This is a genomic window from Rheinheimera sp. F8 (genome assembly GCF_001518915.1).
In genome coordinates this window covers 281,798-295,016 of the sequence record NZ_CP013656.1, presented here as the reverse complement: position 1 = coordinate 295,016, position 13,219 = coordinate 281,798, and the positions used below count along the sequence as shown (strand labels likewise).

Genomic DNA, 13,219 nt, shown 5'->3' with positions numbered 1-13,219 from the left:
GTTGCTCCTTGAACAGCAGCAGGGACGGCAGCGCACCGGATCAGGATTTCAGAATGACCTGATCCCGGCCTTGCCGCTTGGCTTCATACAGCGCTTCGTCTGCGCGATCAAAAGCTTCCCGGCCTTCGTCTGTGGGTTTAAGTTGTGTCGCCCCAAAAGAAATGGAAATAAGGACGTTAGTGTCTTTGAATTTAAACGGGATCCGTTTGATTTTCTCCCGCAGAATGTTCAGCGGGGTTTCCAGTTGCTCCAGCGGGGTTTCCGGGAACAACAAAATAAACTCTTCACCACCATAACGGGCGATAAAGTCGGCCTCGCGCATGCTTTGTTTCAGCGCACGGGCTATGACTTTCAGCGTTTTGTCGCCGGCGCTGTGGCCATAACTGTCATTGATGTTTTTAAAGTGATCAACGTCTGCCAGCACAATCGACAGTGGCTTGTTGTAACGTTTACTGCGTTTAAGTTCGAGTTCGTAGCGCTCGTCAAATGCGGCCCGATTGGGGAGTTCAGTCAGCGCATCCTGCAGACTACGGAATTTCTGTTCCGCCAGCCGTTTTTTAAACTGCTTAGCTTCTTCTTCCAGTTCTTTTAAGCGTGAATCCATTTCTTTGACTGACGCTAACAGGATCTCACGTTCTTGTTTTTCAAGCGTTTCTTTGTCTTTTAACGACAGGCTCAGCGTGTTGAGCTTGTCTGTGACCAGTCGTTGCAGCTGTTCCAGCGATGTTGCTGATTTTGTTTCATGGCTCAGCACTTCAATTTGCTGTTCGATTTGCTGATTCAGCAACGCCATTTTGTCGCGGATGTTATTGGTCGATTTCAGTGACGAAACCAGTGAATTCTGTACGCTGGTCAACGCATCATTGAGTTTCAGCAGGAAATGCTGCGCAGATTGCCGCTCTTCGTTAATGCTGGAGATAATAATTTCAATAGTGCGTAAACAGGCTTCCAGCAATTTTTCGATGCTCAGTTCACCCAACAGGCTGAGGCGGATTGCATCAATCGCTTTAGCGTAGGTGCCTTCAAAAGCCAGCTCACTGAGTAAATTGGTAAGCTCTACAGAGATTTGCCGGCAGATCCGCTCGTATCTGCTGTTGTCTGAGATTTCCTCCAGCTCCATGCTTTGCTTGGCATTCAGCGCCAGCTGATAGAGCTCAGTCAGATGCGTCAGGTGTGGCATATAGGCATGGATGGTCGGCGCCGGCTCTTCAACACGACTGAGCAAATCTCGCAGGTCTCGCCGCAGTTGGTTTGGTAAACCGCGTTGTTTTTGCAACAATTTTCCGGCTTCACTGATGGTCAGTTGCGCCTTTTTGACTTCTTGTTGTTGCTTGGTTTCCAGCGTTTTCAGATGCTCGGAGGTGGCATCGATTTGTGGTAACAACTTTTCCAGATCAGTGCCGTTGCTCAGTTGCTGCCGCAAGCGGGCCAGCCGGTTGTCGAGTTCAACATCGATACCTTTACAGACCAGTGACAAACGGGCGACGAACTGCGTCAGAATAGTAAACTGGCTTTCGTAAGTGTCTTCCAGCTGTTTGCGGGCTTTCACGGCAGTAGCAAGTTGTTGCTTGAGAGATTGTTCGGAATCCACGACTCAGATGTTCCCGTCAGTAGCGGCAATGAAGACTGGCCTAAGTATATCGTTAAAGCGGAAAAAGCACAGTCAAAAAATCGGCTGTCTGCTGGTACGGCTCTGTATGTTTTTCCACAGATTCAATATCTTGCCTTATTGATGTTGATAGCAATCAAAGGCTGATGATTATCTTTCGAAACGAAACATTGAATTTCTGCCACAAATAAATAAAGCCGGGGCTTTTGCAGCCTCCGGCTTTATTTATTTCGTCAGCAACGGGGCTGAGCGAATTATTTTTTAGTCAGGTAGTAGGGTAACCAGCTTTGCTCTTCAGCATCGGTAAGCATGTTCATAACAACTTTCCTGTATCAGCATTAAATCAGCATTCGGGTTGGGTTGATGTGTCTGGCACCAACGAAGAATATTTAAACATATTTCGATTCGAAAGTAAAAGTTATTTCGTACTATTACATGGTGGGTTACATAAGTTTTGGCAGCGAAATTTGACAGCTTTAACGCAAAGCACTGGTTTCCTGGCAGGGATTTGCATAGGCTGGGATAAAAATCAGGAGTATTTATGCGTTATTTATCTTTATTGCTGGCCGTAATACCGTTGTGGGCTTCGGCTGCAGTGGACTATCAGATCAAAATTACCGATCCCGATCAGCATTTGGCTGATATCCAGATCAAAATGACTGCGGAGCAGGCGGGGGCTTTTTCACTGAAACTGCCGGCCTGGCGCAGTGGTAAATATCAAATCCTCGATTTGGCAAATGGCGTCAGACGCTTTGAAGCGCGTTTAGCTAATGGGCAACCCGTGCCGGTGGAGAAAGCTGAAAAAAGTACCTGGCAATTACAATTGCCGGCCGCTGGCGATATCGTGGTCAGCTACCAGATATACGCCAACGAATTGAACCAGCGTACCCGTCATATCGACGATACCCATGCCTATATTAATGCGTCGGCGTTTTTGATGTATCACGATGCGCAGCGTAAAGATCCGGTGACCGTCAGTTTACAAGTGCCACAAGGCTGGCGCAGTACTTCCGGCATGACCCGTACCGGCGACCACAGTTTTAAAGCCGCCGATTATGACGTATTGGCCGATTCACCGATTGAAACCGGTATCCATCAGAGTTTCACGTTTAAAGCCGATGGCCGCGATTATGAAGTAGTGTTTTGGGGGCAGGGCAATTTTGATGCCACGCAAACGGTGAAAGACTTTGAGAAAATCGTATTGCAGGCGAGCAGTATCTGGCAAGGCTATCCGTATCAGAATTATCTGTTTATCGTGCATGCCGCCAGCGGTGCGCGTGGCGCGACGGAACATCTGAATTCGACCGTGATCCAACGTGACCGGTTCAGTTTTCGCAAACGTGAACATTATCTGGAGTTTTTGTCGACCGCCGCGCATGAACTGGTGCACACCTGGAACGTGAAAGCCTACCGGCCTGCGGAATTGGTACCTTATGATTATCTGCAGCCAAATTACAGCAAGCTGTTATGGATCTCCGAAGGCTCCACCAGCTATTTCCAGAACCAGTTATTACTGCGGGCCGGGCTGATGACGCCGCAGGAGTTTTATAACGACTTAGCCAAACGCTTAAAACGCTTTGAACGCACACCTGGCCGGGAGATCCAGTCAGTCGCGCAAAGTAGTTTTGACAATTGGATCAGCCTCGGTGGTGATCATGCCGACAACTTCAGCGTCAACATTTATAGCGAAGGTTATCTGGTGAGTTGGATGCTGGATCATTTTCTGATGAATAACAGTGGTTTAAAATCCAACTATCGAACCTTACATAATGAGTTGTACCAACGCTTTGGCAAAACGACGGCTTTTACCGCTGCGGATGTACAGAAAATCGCGATGGATTTAACCGGTCAATCGTTGGCTGAATTCTGGTTACAGCAAGTTGAAACGCCATTGGAGCTGGATGCTGAAACGTTGCTCAAAACAGCTGGTCTGCAACTGGTGAAACCGAAGCCAACCGAGCCTTTTACCGGACTGACCGTGCAGGCCGGCAAAACTGGCGCTGAGGTAAGTAAAGTTGAGCGGGATTCACCGGCCTGGGTAGCAGATTTTTCAGTCGGCGATCACATCATCGCGCTGGATGGCCTGCAGCTACAAACCGAGCTTGCTGAGCGGTTAAAAGATTTTCCGGCGGGTACTGCGATCAAAGTGACACTGTTTCGCGATGGCCGCTTGCTGGAGCGACAGCTGACACCGCAAATTCAGCCGGCCGGCAACTGGCAGGTGGTTCCGGTCGCCAAGCCGAGCCGGCAGCAAAAGGCTTATTATCGGGCCTGGCTGGGCGTTGATCTGCCTGCAGCGAAATAAACACGCAGGTTCTCAATGAAAAAGCCCGCAGTGCGGGCTTTTTTGATCCGAGTTATTGACGGGTCAGGCGGATATTCGGTGGCGTGTAAGGCACGCTGGATCGTAATGGATTGATGTCCAGGCCGCCCCGACGCGTATAGCAGGCATAAACCGCGAGAAATTCTGGCTGGGCCAGCCGCCAGATATCGGTATAGATCCGTTCGACGCACTGCTCATGGAATTCATTGTGCTGGCGGAAGCTGATCAGATAACGCAATAAACTTTCGTGTGAAAGAGCTTTGCCTTTGTAATGGATAAATACACTGGCCCAGTCTGGTTGCGAAGTGATCAGACAATTTGATTTCAGCAGATGAGAATGCAGTTTTTCTTCAACTTGCTCGGCGGTGTTAGTCAGTTGCAGCAAGGTGCCATCATATTGATATTGGTCGATATCAATGTCCAAATCATCAATACAACGACCCGGGATCCAGGTCGGCTGAAAGGCCACCAGCTCGTTAACATGATGGATGGTCACTTCCACCGTTTTGCCGGCGCAGAACGATAAATCCTGCTGCAGGGTCTGATAAACCTGGCTGATATCGCGAAACCGGCTTTGATTAAAACTGTTCAGATACAGTTTAAATGACTTGGATTCAATCAGATTCGCCGAATCAAACGGCACCACCACAGTCAGCAGCGCCACCATGGGTTTGCCTTTGCTGTTGAGCCAGGACAACTCATAACCATGCCAGATATCGTGGCCGACAAACGGCAGGGTACTGTCAGCGGCAAGACCTATCGCATCGCGCGCCAGTTGACGCGGTACTGGTTGTAACAGACTGGCGTCATATTGGTCGGCATAGGCGGTTACTTTACCCAAGCTCAGATGAGCAAGGGCGGCTTCAGTTTGTTTTGTCATGGCTGATCCGAAAAGCATAAAATGGTGAACGGGATAAAAATCCCAGTTTATCACAGGAAGCAAATATCGATGTCTGAGTTACAACAGCAGTTGCTACAACTGGCACAACAAGCCCGGTTAAAGGCGGAACAACAAGGTGATTGTTGGCGCGCTTTTGCCGATCCGGCCGAAATCTCCCCGGCGCAATATGGTGAAACCAGCGAAGACCAGGTCTGTTGGTGGCCGGTGGCGCAAACGGATCCGCTGGATTTTACCGGATTGGAGCAGGGCCTGGATTTGATACTGCACCCGTCGGTGAAAGCCTTTTACGCAACTTTATGGGGGGCGGATCTGCCGGTGAGTCATCCACGTGGCGCTGCCAGCTTGTTATTGTTATGGCATCCGGGCGATTTTATCCGGCTGCAGCAAAATCTGATTGCGCATGTACTGATGAAACGTAGGCTGAAACAACGTGAAACGCTGTTTTTTGCCGTGACCGATGAAGAAGATTCGATGTTGTCGGTGTTAAACAGTACCGGCGAAGTGTATCTGGAGCAAACCGGGCAAGAAGTTAAACAGTTGCTGGCGCCAGATTTTCTCAGTTTTCTACGTCAGCTGAGCCCCGGCTGATTTGGTTTTGACAGAAAAATCAGCCCTGACATTGCCAAGCAATATTACTGACCAGCTGGCAGCGGTTGCAGCGAAAATCAAACAGATCGTGCCAGGGTTGTTGCTGTAGCCACGTCCCGCCACAGCCAGGACAGCAACGGCTGGTTTCAAGGCTGCAGTCCGTACTGACGCCGCTATATAAGGCGTAGTATACCGGTTTGCCGGTATGGGCACTGAGTGTTTTGGCAAAACGTCTGCCTTGGGTATTTAAGGTGCTGCGAAAACTCTGCAGCGAGCGTTCTGCAGGCTTGAGCAGCACACTGTGCTGCTGCATCTGGATCTCGTCCAGCGCCTGATACTGTAACTGCCAACGGATTAGATCTTCAAAGCCGGTTTGTACGCCCAAACGGTATAGTGGTACCGGAGCAAAATGTTCAGCGCAGTATAAGACTGAATTCATCTGGGCAAACCGGCAGTAGAGAATGTAACTGTCTGGCTGTTCGCAGGGATCGGTGTGATTGGACATCAAATCAACACCCATGATCTGTACTTTGGGGTAGGACAATCCGGCCTGCTGTAGGGCCTGCAACGCTTTGTAGCCAGCCTGACTGTGATATTCGGTCTGTAACGCATCTTTTGCCGGCAACACGACCCGGCTGACAAACTGCTCTTGCTGAAAAGCTGTAGGGAACTCGCGGCCGAGAATTTGGCCTTGAAAAATCAACGCTTCCAAGTACAAACGGATCGCAGATTCCGCCGCGGCATAACTGGTATCGCCAATGACACGGAACTGGAGTTCGGCGCTGTACATCAGGATTTGTCCTGCAGCAACGCCAGAATCAGGTCTAATTTCGCTTCAATCCGCGCCAAATCCTGTCTGATGGCCGTATCGCTGGTGTGATCTTTGTCGTCAGCGGCGGATTTAGTTACAGTGCCGGGCTCTTCAGCAGACTTTGTCAGCGGGCTGCCCTGCGCACGCCAGCTCTGATAGGCACTGAACAGCTCTGCCGGGTTGATACCGCCGCCGAGTCTGGCCCTTACCAGCGCCAGGCTTGGTGATTTCCCTTCCTGCTGCAGTTGTGTCGCGATCACACCAATCCGGTTTTGTAATGTACTCATCAGAATCGTTACATTGGCTAAATATTGGTTTAATTTACCACTTTAATTGCCCAGAGTGCGAGCTTGATAGTTTAACTATCTGAAATTAAATGATTTAATAGTTGGCATTAGGATTGCTCAGCGAGTTTATCAATTCAGTCAGCGAATTGTTTTTTCAGAACTAAGGAAAATATATGCATGCATTTTTAAAATTAATCACCGCAGTTGCAGTGATCAGTAGTTTGTCCGGGTGTGTTGTGGCCGTCGGTAATGATGATTTTGATGACGACGATGATGGTAACAACTGGCGCAAGACTCAACAGTATAACCAGAATTATGTCAGCGGTCTTAAAACGGGTACTGAGATCGGTGCAGTGCGGCAGAACCTCGGCACTCCAGCTTTTAGTGAGTCTTTTAATAAACAGGGAGAGACAGTCGAAGTACTGTTTTATCGCACCCACCACAGCCACAGTGATGGCATGACCAGTAAAGATGAATGTACCGCGTTGATTTTCAAACGGGGTTTATTAGTCGGTTGGGGCGACAAGGCCTATCAAAACCTTTGATTAGAGAGATCAATGAAAAAACGCCAGGTGTATAGCCCGGCGTTTTTTTGTCGTCAACTGTTCGAGGTGCAAACTTGCAGTTCCGATTCGCCCTGCTATCGTCAGTGGAACTATAAAAAAAGGGGCGTCGTATGAACCAGTCAACATCGCTGGATTTTTCCAAATGTCGCATTGAGCAATTGAATGCCGAACAACTCAGACAAGCCAATTCCATTCTGTACAGCGCATACCACGATGATCCATTATTTATGCAGATTTTTCAGGCGGAAAAACCCGATTTTGAAGCCAGATTACGGGCTGCGATCAGAGAAGAAATTGCAACTTTCTGGGATAAGCAACAGCCGGTTCTGGGATTATTTTGTGACGAGCAATTGCTGGGCGTGGCTTGCCTGACAGAGCCGGACGCAGGGTTTCAGGGCGAGCGGCTGTGGCACTGGCGGCTGAAAATGTTGCTGACGGCAGGATATCTGTCCAGCAAGCAGATGCTCGATAAAGAGCGCAAAGTACATGATGCGATGCCAGCATCCTCTTATCATATGCTGGCGTTTATCGCGCGTAATCCGGCTTATCACCACCCAGACGCCATGAGCCAATTTTTAAAAGCGATTGATCATTGGGTCGACCAGCATCCAGGGTCAGAGGGCGTCGGCGTGTTTGTTACGTTGGACAAATACCTGCAGTTTTTCCACCAGGACCAATATCAGGTCGTCGGTCAACTTGACTTCCAGCAGGTCAGCGGTAAATTGCTGTTCAGAAGACGGCAACAACTGCAGGAGTCCTGATGCCCACGCCCGAATTTCAGCGTTTCAGTGAGTTTTATCCGTATTATCTGGCGGAACACCAACATCCGCTGTGCCGGGCGCTGCATTATTGTGGCAGCACACTGGTGTTGGTTATTTTGGGTTATGCGCTGTGGACCGCCCAATGGGCGTTGTTATGGTGGTTACCAGTTGCCGGGTATGGTTTTGCCTGGGCCGGGCATTTTTTTATCGAACACAACCGGCCCGCGACTTTCAAATACCCGTTTTATAGTTTGCTTGGCGATTGGGTGATGTACGCTGAGTTTCTCACTGGTCGGTTGGAAGCGCGTTTGACTGTATCAGACCCGAAAGGGCGGTAGTTTAAAATCCGCCAGGCGCAGGCCCTTCATCCATAGTTCCGCCTGGTAACGGCTTTCGCCATCCCCACTGAAATCAATCAGATATAAAGTTCGTAAGCCAGATCTCTGGCTTATCTTCACCCAACGATGACCGTCACGTGCACAATCGAGAAATTGTACTTGCTGCTGCTGGCACAGCTGCCGCGCTAACGCAGTAGCGCGCTCATCCTGCCGGCGTTGTAATAAAAACAGATAAGCAACCAGCATCAGCGCCAGTAAGACCGCAATTGAACTCATAAAGGTTCCTCCCCGCGACGATCATGTGGCTGCTCATCAGCAAAAGCAAGCATTGTGCTAAAATCCGCAGCCTTTCTTCCCGGGAGCTTCCGATGAAGTATCAACAGACCCAAGCGATATTACAGGCCATTGAGGCTGAATTACGACGCCTGCAGCTGTGGACTGAGCTGCCGCCCAGCGCTGCTGCGCTTGCCAGCCAGGCACCATTTTGTTGCGATACGATGCCACTGCAACAATGGCTGCAATATGTTTTGCTGCCAAGAATGCAGGCACTGATTGATGCGCGACTGCCGTTGCCGACACAAATCAGTATTTGCCCTTTCGCTGAGGAAGCCTTTACAGGCTTGGGAGAAAGGGCATGGCCGCTGATTAACCGTATCGCCGATTTGGATGAGTTGTTAAGTGGTCGTCGGGAGCAACAAATTGCAAGAGTCTGAAGTCAAACCCCCGCTGGAGATCCTGTATCAGGACCAGTGGCTGGTTGCGGTCAATAAACCTGCCGGCATGCTGGTACACCGCTCTTTCCTCGACAAACATGAGACTGAGTTTGTCATGTTGCGGCTGCGCGACCAGATTGGTCAGCATGTATTTCCGTTGCACCGGTTAGACCGGCCAACGTCAGGTGTGTTGTTATTTGGCCTTTCCAGCGAGATCGCCAGAGTCATGGGTGAACAGCAACATCTTTGGCAAAAGACCTATCTGGCTGTGGTGCGTGGACATTTGAAAGCAGCGATGTTGCTTGATTATGCATTAAAAGAACAACACGACGCGATCGCAGACAAATTTGCCCGCCCGGATAAAGCCGCGCAGTCTGCACAAACAGCAATTTGGCCGCTGCAACATGTTGAATTGCCTTTTGCCGTCGGTCGCTATGCGACGGCCCGTTACAGCTTACTTGCATTACAACCACTGACCGGTCGTAAACACCAACTGCGCCGGCACTGTGAGCATCTGTTTCATCCAATCATTGGCGACACGACGCATGGCGATGGCAAGCACAATCAGTTGTTCCGCCAACAATTCAACTGCACACGGTTATTACTGCATGCTGCTCAGTTAAGTTTTCATCATCCGGTGTCTGGTCAAATGGTCATATTGTCAGCATCTTGGCGTGATTTTGCCGATTTATTGCTGCACATTGGCTTCACATTCAGCGAAGATGAATTTTCCAGTCAGGTAGTTGCATGGGATTATCGTCAGTTACCGTGGCGGCAGGACTGATCAAGGTACTTTGAAGATTACCTGATAATGACAGTGCTTTGTCAGTTTAAAACTGATTTAACATCAGTTCCTGCCGAATATCGTGTTTTTTTGTTAATTCGACGCAGGTTGAAATTCGCCCTTGTGTTAATAAAAGATAAGAAATACACAAATTAATATGCATTAGTTTTTTTAATTGATGACAGATGCTTAGAAGTGTTTTTGGAATAATACATTTAAATACATTAGCTTACATGCTATTGCATCTCTCTTTGCAAGGTTGGAATTGCCACTGTTTTCGGACCTCTTATTGATAATATTGTAAATGATTGTAATTTATGTATAAATTTTACACAAAATTTCCATTTTTTTTTGAACTTGCCAGTTTCCGATATGGGTAATTGCCAGTGTACAGCGATTGCTAGTTCATGGTAATAGTAAGCAAGGAACGGAAAGTTCCTAGATAACAACAAATTGGAGAATAAGAAATAATGAAATCCAACAACGGAACATGGCGCTTTAAGCGTTCACTCGCTGCTGTCGCCGTCTCTGCAATTCTTGGCTTACCAGGAGCTGTTTACGCTGCAGACACTTCTAACATTCTTGGAAGTGTAAAAGGATTAAACAGTTCACAATCCTACAGTGTGAAAGTCAAAGATCCGAAAACTGGCTTCAGTCGCGAAGTAGCGCTGGACAATGCTGGTAACTTCCGTGTAAGCCAGTTACCAATTGGCGAATACCAAATTGAAGTTACGGCAAATGGCAAAGTTGTTGCTCAAGACAAAGTGCGCTTGTCTTTAGGCAGTAACTCTGTTGCGTCATTCGCCCTGAACCGGCCTAATGACGGTACTGAAGTTATTGAAGTCACTGGTGCTCGTATCCGTGCCGTTGACGTAACCAGCGTAGATTCGGGTCTGGTCGTTGGCGAGATGGAATTTGATAAAATGCCAGTCGCACGTAATATCACTGCTGTTTCATTACTGGCTCCGGGTGTTGTTTTAGGTGACTCCAAATTCGGCGCTTCAGGCGGCATTGGTTTTGCTTCATTTGGTGGTTCATCGATTTCTGAAAACGCCTGTTATATCAATGGTCTTGAAGTAACTAACACTCGCCAGGGTTTAGGTTGTGGCTCTGTGCCATTTGAATTTTATAAAGAATTCCAGGTCAAGACCGGTGGTTACTCAGCGATGTACGGCCGTTCAACCGGTGGTGTGTTGAATGCTGTGACAAAGTCAGGCAGCAATGAGTGGGAATTTGCATTTACGGCAAACACTCAGCCTTCGTCTTTACGTGCTGAAGGCAAAAAATCTTATGGTACTGGCAGTCGTTTAGGTCAGGTATTTCGTGATACTACTGATGATGAATTCAGCGAAAGTGACTTAACGCTGTCTGCGTCTGGCCCGCTGATCGAAGACAAGTTGTTTATCTACGCTATCGTGAACCCGCGTGATCGTAAATCAGAGTGGTCAGATACCAGTGGCCGTGTTCCATACGATGCTGACAATCGCTGGCGTACTCTGGAATCATCAGGTAGCGACAACCTGTTCTGGGGTAGCAAAATTGACTGGGACATTATTGAAGGTCACCGTTTAAGCTTCTTCGCATATTCTGACCGTACTGACTCGCAAGAAACCCGTTATGCCCGCAACGCAAATACCGGCGTTATTGGTGCAAAACAGGGTGATTTTGTCAACGAGCGTGGTGGTGAAGCCGCAAGCTTGAGTTACGTTGGTAGCATTACAGATGACTTCACTGTCAATCTGATGTACGGCAAGATTAAAACACAATACGGCACTACACCGACTGTAACCGATTGCCCGTTTGTGACTGATGGTCGCCAAGTTTCGAATCCTATTTCAGGCTGTGGTGCCGGTGGTACCTTAGGCGATGACTACGACGATAACAAACAAACCCGTGCTGATTTTGAGTGGGCTGCCGGTGATTTATACGGTACGCATTTATTGAAGTTCGGCTACGACAAACAAGACCGTCAATCCAGAAAAACGACAGCTCCGGTCGGTGGTCACAGCTTTACATACTCTACCAAGCTGGCTGGCGACACTATCCAGGGCAACAACGGCCAACTGTGGGCGAATACAACTGGTAAGCCAGTTGATTTGGTTGAAGACCGCATCTTCGTAGGCGGTGGTTCATTTGGTAGTGAGCTGACAGCTTGGTATGTCGAAGATCAGTATCAACCGACAGAACAACTGACATTAAATATCGGCGTTCGTCAGGATCACTTTGTTAATACTGGTGCGACCGGCGTTGATTTCGTCGATCTGAAAACAGATGTGGCTCCACGGTTGGGCTTCAGCTATGACCCGACTGGGGCTGGCGAGTCCAAAATTTTTGGTACCTGGGGTCGTTATTATCTGCCAGTGCCTAACAATACCAACTACCGCGCTGCATCAGGTGTAGACGATACAACAACTTATTATTATTTCACTGGCTTTGATCCGAAAACAGGCGCTCCAACAGGTGCCACTCCGGTTAATGGCACAGTAGGAAATTCGCAGGTTGTGAACTCTACATCTACGGCAATGCCAAGTGTTGCTTTGTTCCAGGCACAAGAAGCCGAACCATTTTATAAAGAAGAGTGGGTACTGGGTTATGAAACTCAACTGACAGATGATTACTCTGCGTCAGTCCGTGGTACTTACCGTTTTGTTGGGGCAGCTTTGGATGACTTCTGTGGTCCGGTTGCGAATCAGCATTTCTGTACCCTGGTGAACCCAGGTAAACCAGGCAGCTGGTACTCTGATGCAGATGATGACAACGTGCCGGATGCTGGTTCGTTAAAAACTTACACTGCAGCAGATATGGCGTTGCCTGAAGCTGACAACGACTACGTTTCATTGCAAAGCCAGTTGGCATATCGTAGTGAAGCGCTGCGTTGGGACTTTATTTATACCTGGTCTCGTAGTACTGGTAACTTCGAAGGTGCGGTGAAATCTGATATTAACCAGGCTGATGCTGGTATTACTCAGGACTTTGACTTCCCTGCGTTGATGGATGGTGCTGATGGTTATCAGGCCAACGACCGTCGTCATGTGTTTAAGTTCTTCGGTAGCTATGATGTTACTGACAAACTGACCTTGGGGATGAATTCGACGCTGAGCAGTGGTCGCCCGCTGAGCATGTTTGGTCAAGGGTACCCAAGCAGTGATCCGAAACTGTACGGCAGCTACGGTGATACTTTCTATCTGGTTACAGGCTGTACCGATACCAACGGTAATGGTAAGTGTGATCCAGCGGAACGTATTTTCTCTAAAACGCCACGCGGTAGTGCGGGTCGTACGCCTTGGAACTTCAACGTTGACGTGTCGGCAACATATGATTTCACTGTGTCAGGTGTTGATTTAAGAGCCTCTGTTAACGTCTACAACATTCTTAATATTCAAGAAGTTACGTCCAGTAACGAACATTATGAAGCCCGTCGTTCTGCAGGGACATTTAACCCTTGGTACAATGCGGCATACACATGGCAAACGCCACGTTATGTTCGTGTAGGTATTGAAGGTCGGTTCTAATTCTGTAAGTTAACCGGCAAAGCCCG

The 13,219-nt window shown here is 48.5% G+C and carries 13 protein-coding genes; 8 read left to right on the top strand and 5 right to left on the bottom strand.

Annotated features, from left to right (window positions below):
- Positions 1-40 precede the first annotated feature (40 nt).
- Positions 41-1,591 (bottom strand): GGDEF domain-containing protein, encoded by a 1,551-nt coding sequence (locus ATY27_RS01405; RefSeq protein WP_208932358.1) that lies wholly within the window; start codon positions 1,589-1,591, stop codon positions 41-43.
- A gap of 559 nt (positions 1,592-2,150) precedes the next feature.
- Between ATY27_RS01405 and ATY27_RS01400 the strand changes: the two genes are divergently transcribed.
- Positions 2,151-3,914: a PDZ domain-containing protein gene (locus tag ATY27_RS01400; protein ID WP_208932356.1), complete on the top strand. Its 1,764-nt coding sequence runs from the start codon at positions 2,151-2,153 to the stop codon at positions 3,912-3,914.
- Between the two features lie 52 nt (positions 3,915-3,966).
- Here the strand turns inward: ATY27_RS01400 and queF are convergent, their stop codons facing one another.
- Complete coding sequence (gene queF / locus ATY27_RS01395; RefSeq protein WP_208932354.1) at positions 3,967-4,812, bottom strand: NADPH-dependent 7-cyano-7-deazaguanine reductase QueF; 846 nt, start codon at positions 4,810-4,812, stop codon at positions 3,967-3,969.
- Between the two features lie 69 nt (positions 4,813-4,881).
- Between queF and syd the strand changes: the two genes are divergently transcribed.
- Positions 4,882-5,421, top strand: coding sequence for a SecY-interacting protein (gene syd, locus ATY27_RS01390; protein ID WP_208932353.1), 540 nt, complete (start codon positions 4,882-4,884; stop codon positions 5,419-5,421).
- 19 nt (positions 5,422-5,440) lie between these two features.
- Here the strand turns inward: syd and ATY27_RS01385 are convergent, their stop codons facing one another.
- Both ATY27_RS01385 and ATY27_RS01380 read right to left on the bottom strand, forming a co-directional pair.
- The gene (locus ATY27_RS01385) at positions 5,441-6,211 is read right to left on the bottom strand and encodes a DUF2310 family Zn-ribbon-containing protein (RefSeq protein WP_208932351.1); all 771 of its coding nucleotides are present in this window, start codon (positions 6,209-6,211) and stop codon (positions 5,441-5,443) included.
- Positions 6,211-6,519, bottom strand: a complete 309-nt coding sequence (locus ATY27_RS01380; RefSeq protein ID WP_208932350.1) for a hypothetical protein — start codon at positions 6,517-6,519, stop codon at positions 6,211-6,213. Before ATY27_RS01380 ends, ATY27_RS01385 begins: the two co-directional genes overlap by 1 nt.
- Before the next feature lie 173 nt (positions 6,520-6,692).
- Here ATY27_RS01380 and ATY27_RS01375 point away from each other — a divergent pair, with 173 nt between their 5' ends.
- The 3 genes from ATY27_RS01375 to ATY27_RS01365 all read left to right on the top strand — a co-directional run bounded on the left by ATY27_RS01375 (position 6,693) and on the right by ATY27_RS01365 (position 8,184).
- Positions 6,693-7,064 (top strand): DUF3192 domain-containing protein, encoded by a 372-nt coding sequence (locus tag ATY27_RS01375; protein WP_208932349.1) that lies wholly within the window; start codon positions 6,693-6,695, stop codon positions 7,062-7,064.
- Between the two features lie 131 nt (positions 7,065-7,195).
- Complete coding sequence (locus ATY27_RS01370) at positions 7,196-7,846, top strand: GNAT family N-acetyltransferase (protein WP_208932348.1); 651 nt, start codon at positions 7,196-7,198, stop codon at positions 7,844-7,846.
- Positions 7,846-8,184 carry a DUF962 domain-containing protein gene (locus ATY27_RS01365; RefSeq protein WP_208932347.1) on the top strand — a complete coding sequence of 113 codons (339 nt, stop codon included), beginning with the start codon at positions 7,846-7,848 and terminating at the stop codon, positions 8,182-8,184. Before ATY27_RS01370 ends, ATY27_RS01365 begins: the two co-directional genes overlap by 1 nt.
- On the opposite strand, the gene ATY27_RS01360 is transcribed toward ATY27_RS01365, so the two are convergent.
- Positions 8,164-8,460 carry a DUF3301 domain-containing protein gene (locus tag ATY27_RS01360; protein ID WP_208932346.1) on the bottom strand — a complete coding sequence of 99 codons (297 nt, stop codon included), beginning with the start codon at positions 8,458-8,460 and terminating at the stop codon, positions 8,164-8,166. The two genes, ATY27_RS01365 and ATY27_RS01360, sit on opposite strands and share 21 nt — an antisense overlap.
- A gap of 92 nt (positions 8,461-8,552) precedes the next feature.
- On the opposite strand from ATY27_RS01360, the gene ATY27_RS01355 reads away from it, so the two are divergent.
- The 3 genes from ATY27_RS01355 to ATY27_RS01345 all read left to right on the top strand — a co-directional run bounded on the left by ATY27_RS01355 (position 8,553) and on the right by ATY27_RS01345 (position 13,193).
- A complete protein-coding gene (locus ATY27_RS01355) occupies positions 8,553-8,897 on the top strand; it encodes a YqcC family protein (protein ID WP_208932345.1) in 345 nt (114 codons plus the stop codon).
- The gene (gene truC / locus ATY27_RS01350) at positions 8,884-9,681 is read left to right on the top strand and encodes a tRNA pseudouridine(65) synthase TruC (RefSeq protein WP_244151386.1); all 798 of its coding nucleotides are present in this window, start codon (positions 8,884-8,886) and stop codon (positions 9,679-9,681) included. Before ATY27_RS01355 ends, truC begins: the two co-directional genes overlap by 14 nt.
- 470 nt (positions 9,682-10,151) lie before the next feature.
- Positions 10,152-13,193 carry a TonB-dependent receptor gene (locus ATY27_RS01345; RefSeq protein ID WP_208932344.1) on the top strand — a complete coding sequence of 1,014 codons (3,042 nt, stop codon included), beginning with the start codon at positions 10,152-10,154 and terminating at the stop codon, positions 13,191-13,193.
- Positions 13,194-13,219: the final 26 nt, after the last annotated feature.

Coding starts and splice junctions, on each gene's coding strand:
- ATY27_RS01370 (WP_208932348.1), top strand. CDS start 7,196: ATGAACCAGTCAACATCGCTGGATTTTTCCAAATGTCGCATTGAGCAA.
- ATY27_RS01400 (WP_208932356.1), top strand. CDS start 2,151: ATGCGTTATTTATCTTTATTGCTGGCCGTAATACCGTTGTGGGCTTCG.
- queF (WP_208932354.1), bottom strand. CDS start 4,812: ATGACAAAACAAACTGAAGCCGCCCTTGCTCATCTGAGCTTGGGTAAA.
- ATY27_RS01345 (WP_208932344.1), top strand. CDS start 10,152: ATGAAATCCAACAACGGAACATGGCGCTTTAAGCGTTCACTCGCTGCT.
- ATY27_RS01365 (WP_208932347.1), top strand. CDS start 7,846: ATGCCCACGCCCGAATTTCAGCGTTTCAGTGAGTTTTATCCGTATTAT.
- ATY27_RS01380 (WP_208932350.1), bottom strand. CDS start 6,519: ATGAGTACATTACAAAACCGGATTGGTGTGATCGCGACACAACTGCAG.
- ATY27_RS01360 (WP_208932346.1), bottom strand. CDS start 8,460: ATGAGTTCAATTGCGGTCTTACTGGCGCTGATGCTGGTTGCTTATCTG.
- ATY27_RS01355 (WP_208932345.1), top strand. CDS start 8,553: ATGAAGTATCAACAGACCCAAGCGATATTACAGGCCATTGAGGCTGAA.
- ATY27_RS01375 (WP_208932349.1), top strand. CDS start 6,693: ATGCATGCATTTTTAAAATTAATCACCGCAGTTGCAGTGATCAGTAGT.
- ATY27_RS01385 (WP_208932351.1), bottom strand. CDS start 6,211: ATGTACAGCGCCGAACTCCAGTTCCGTGTCATTGGCGATACCAGTTAT.
- syd (WP_208932353.1), top strand. CDS start 4,882: ATGTCTGAGTTACAACAGCAGTTGCTACAACTGGCACAACAAGCCCGG.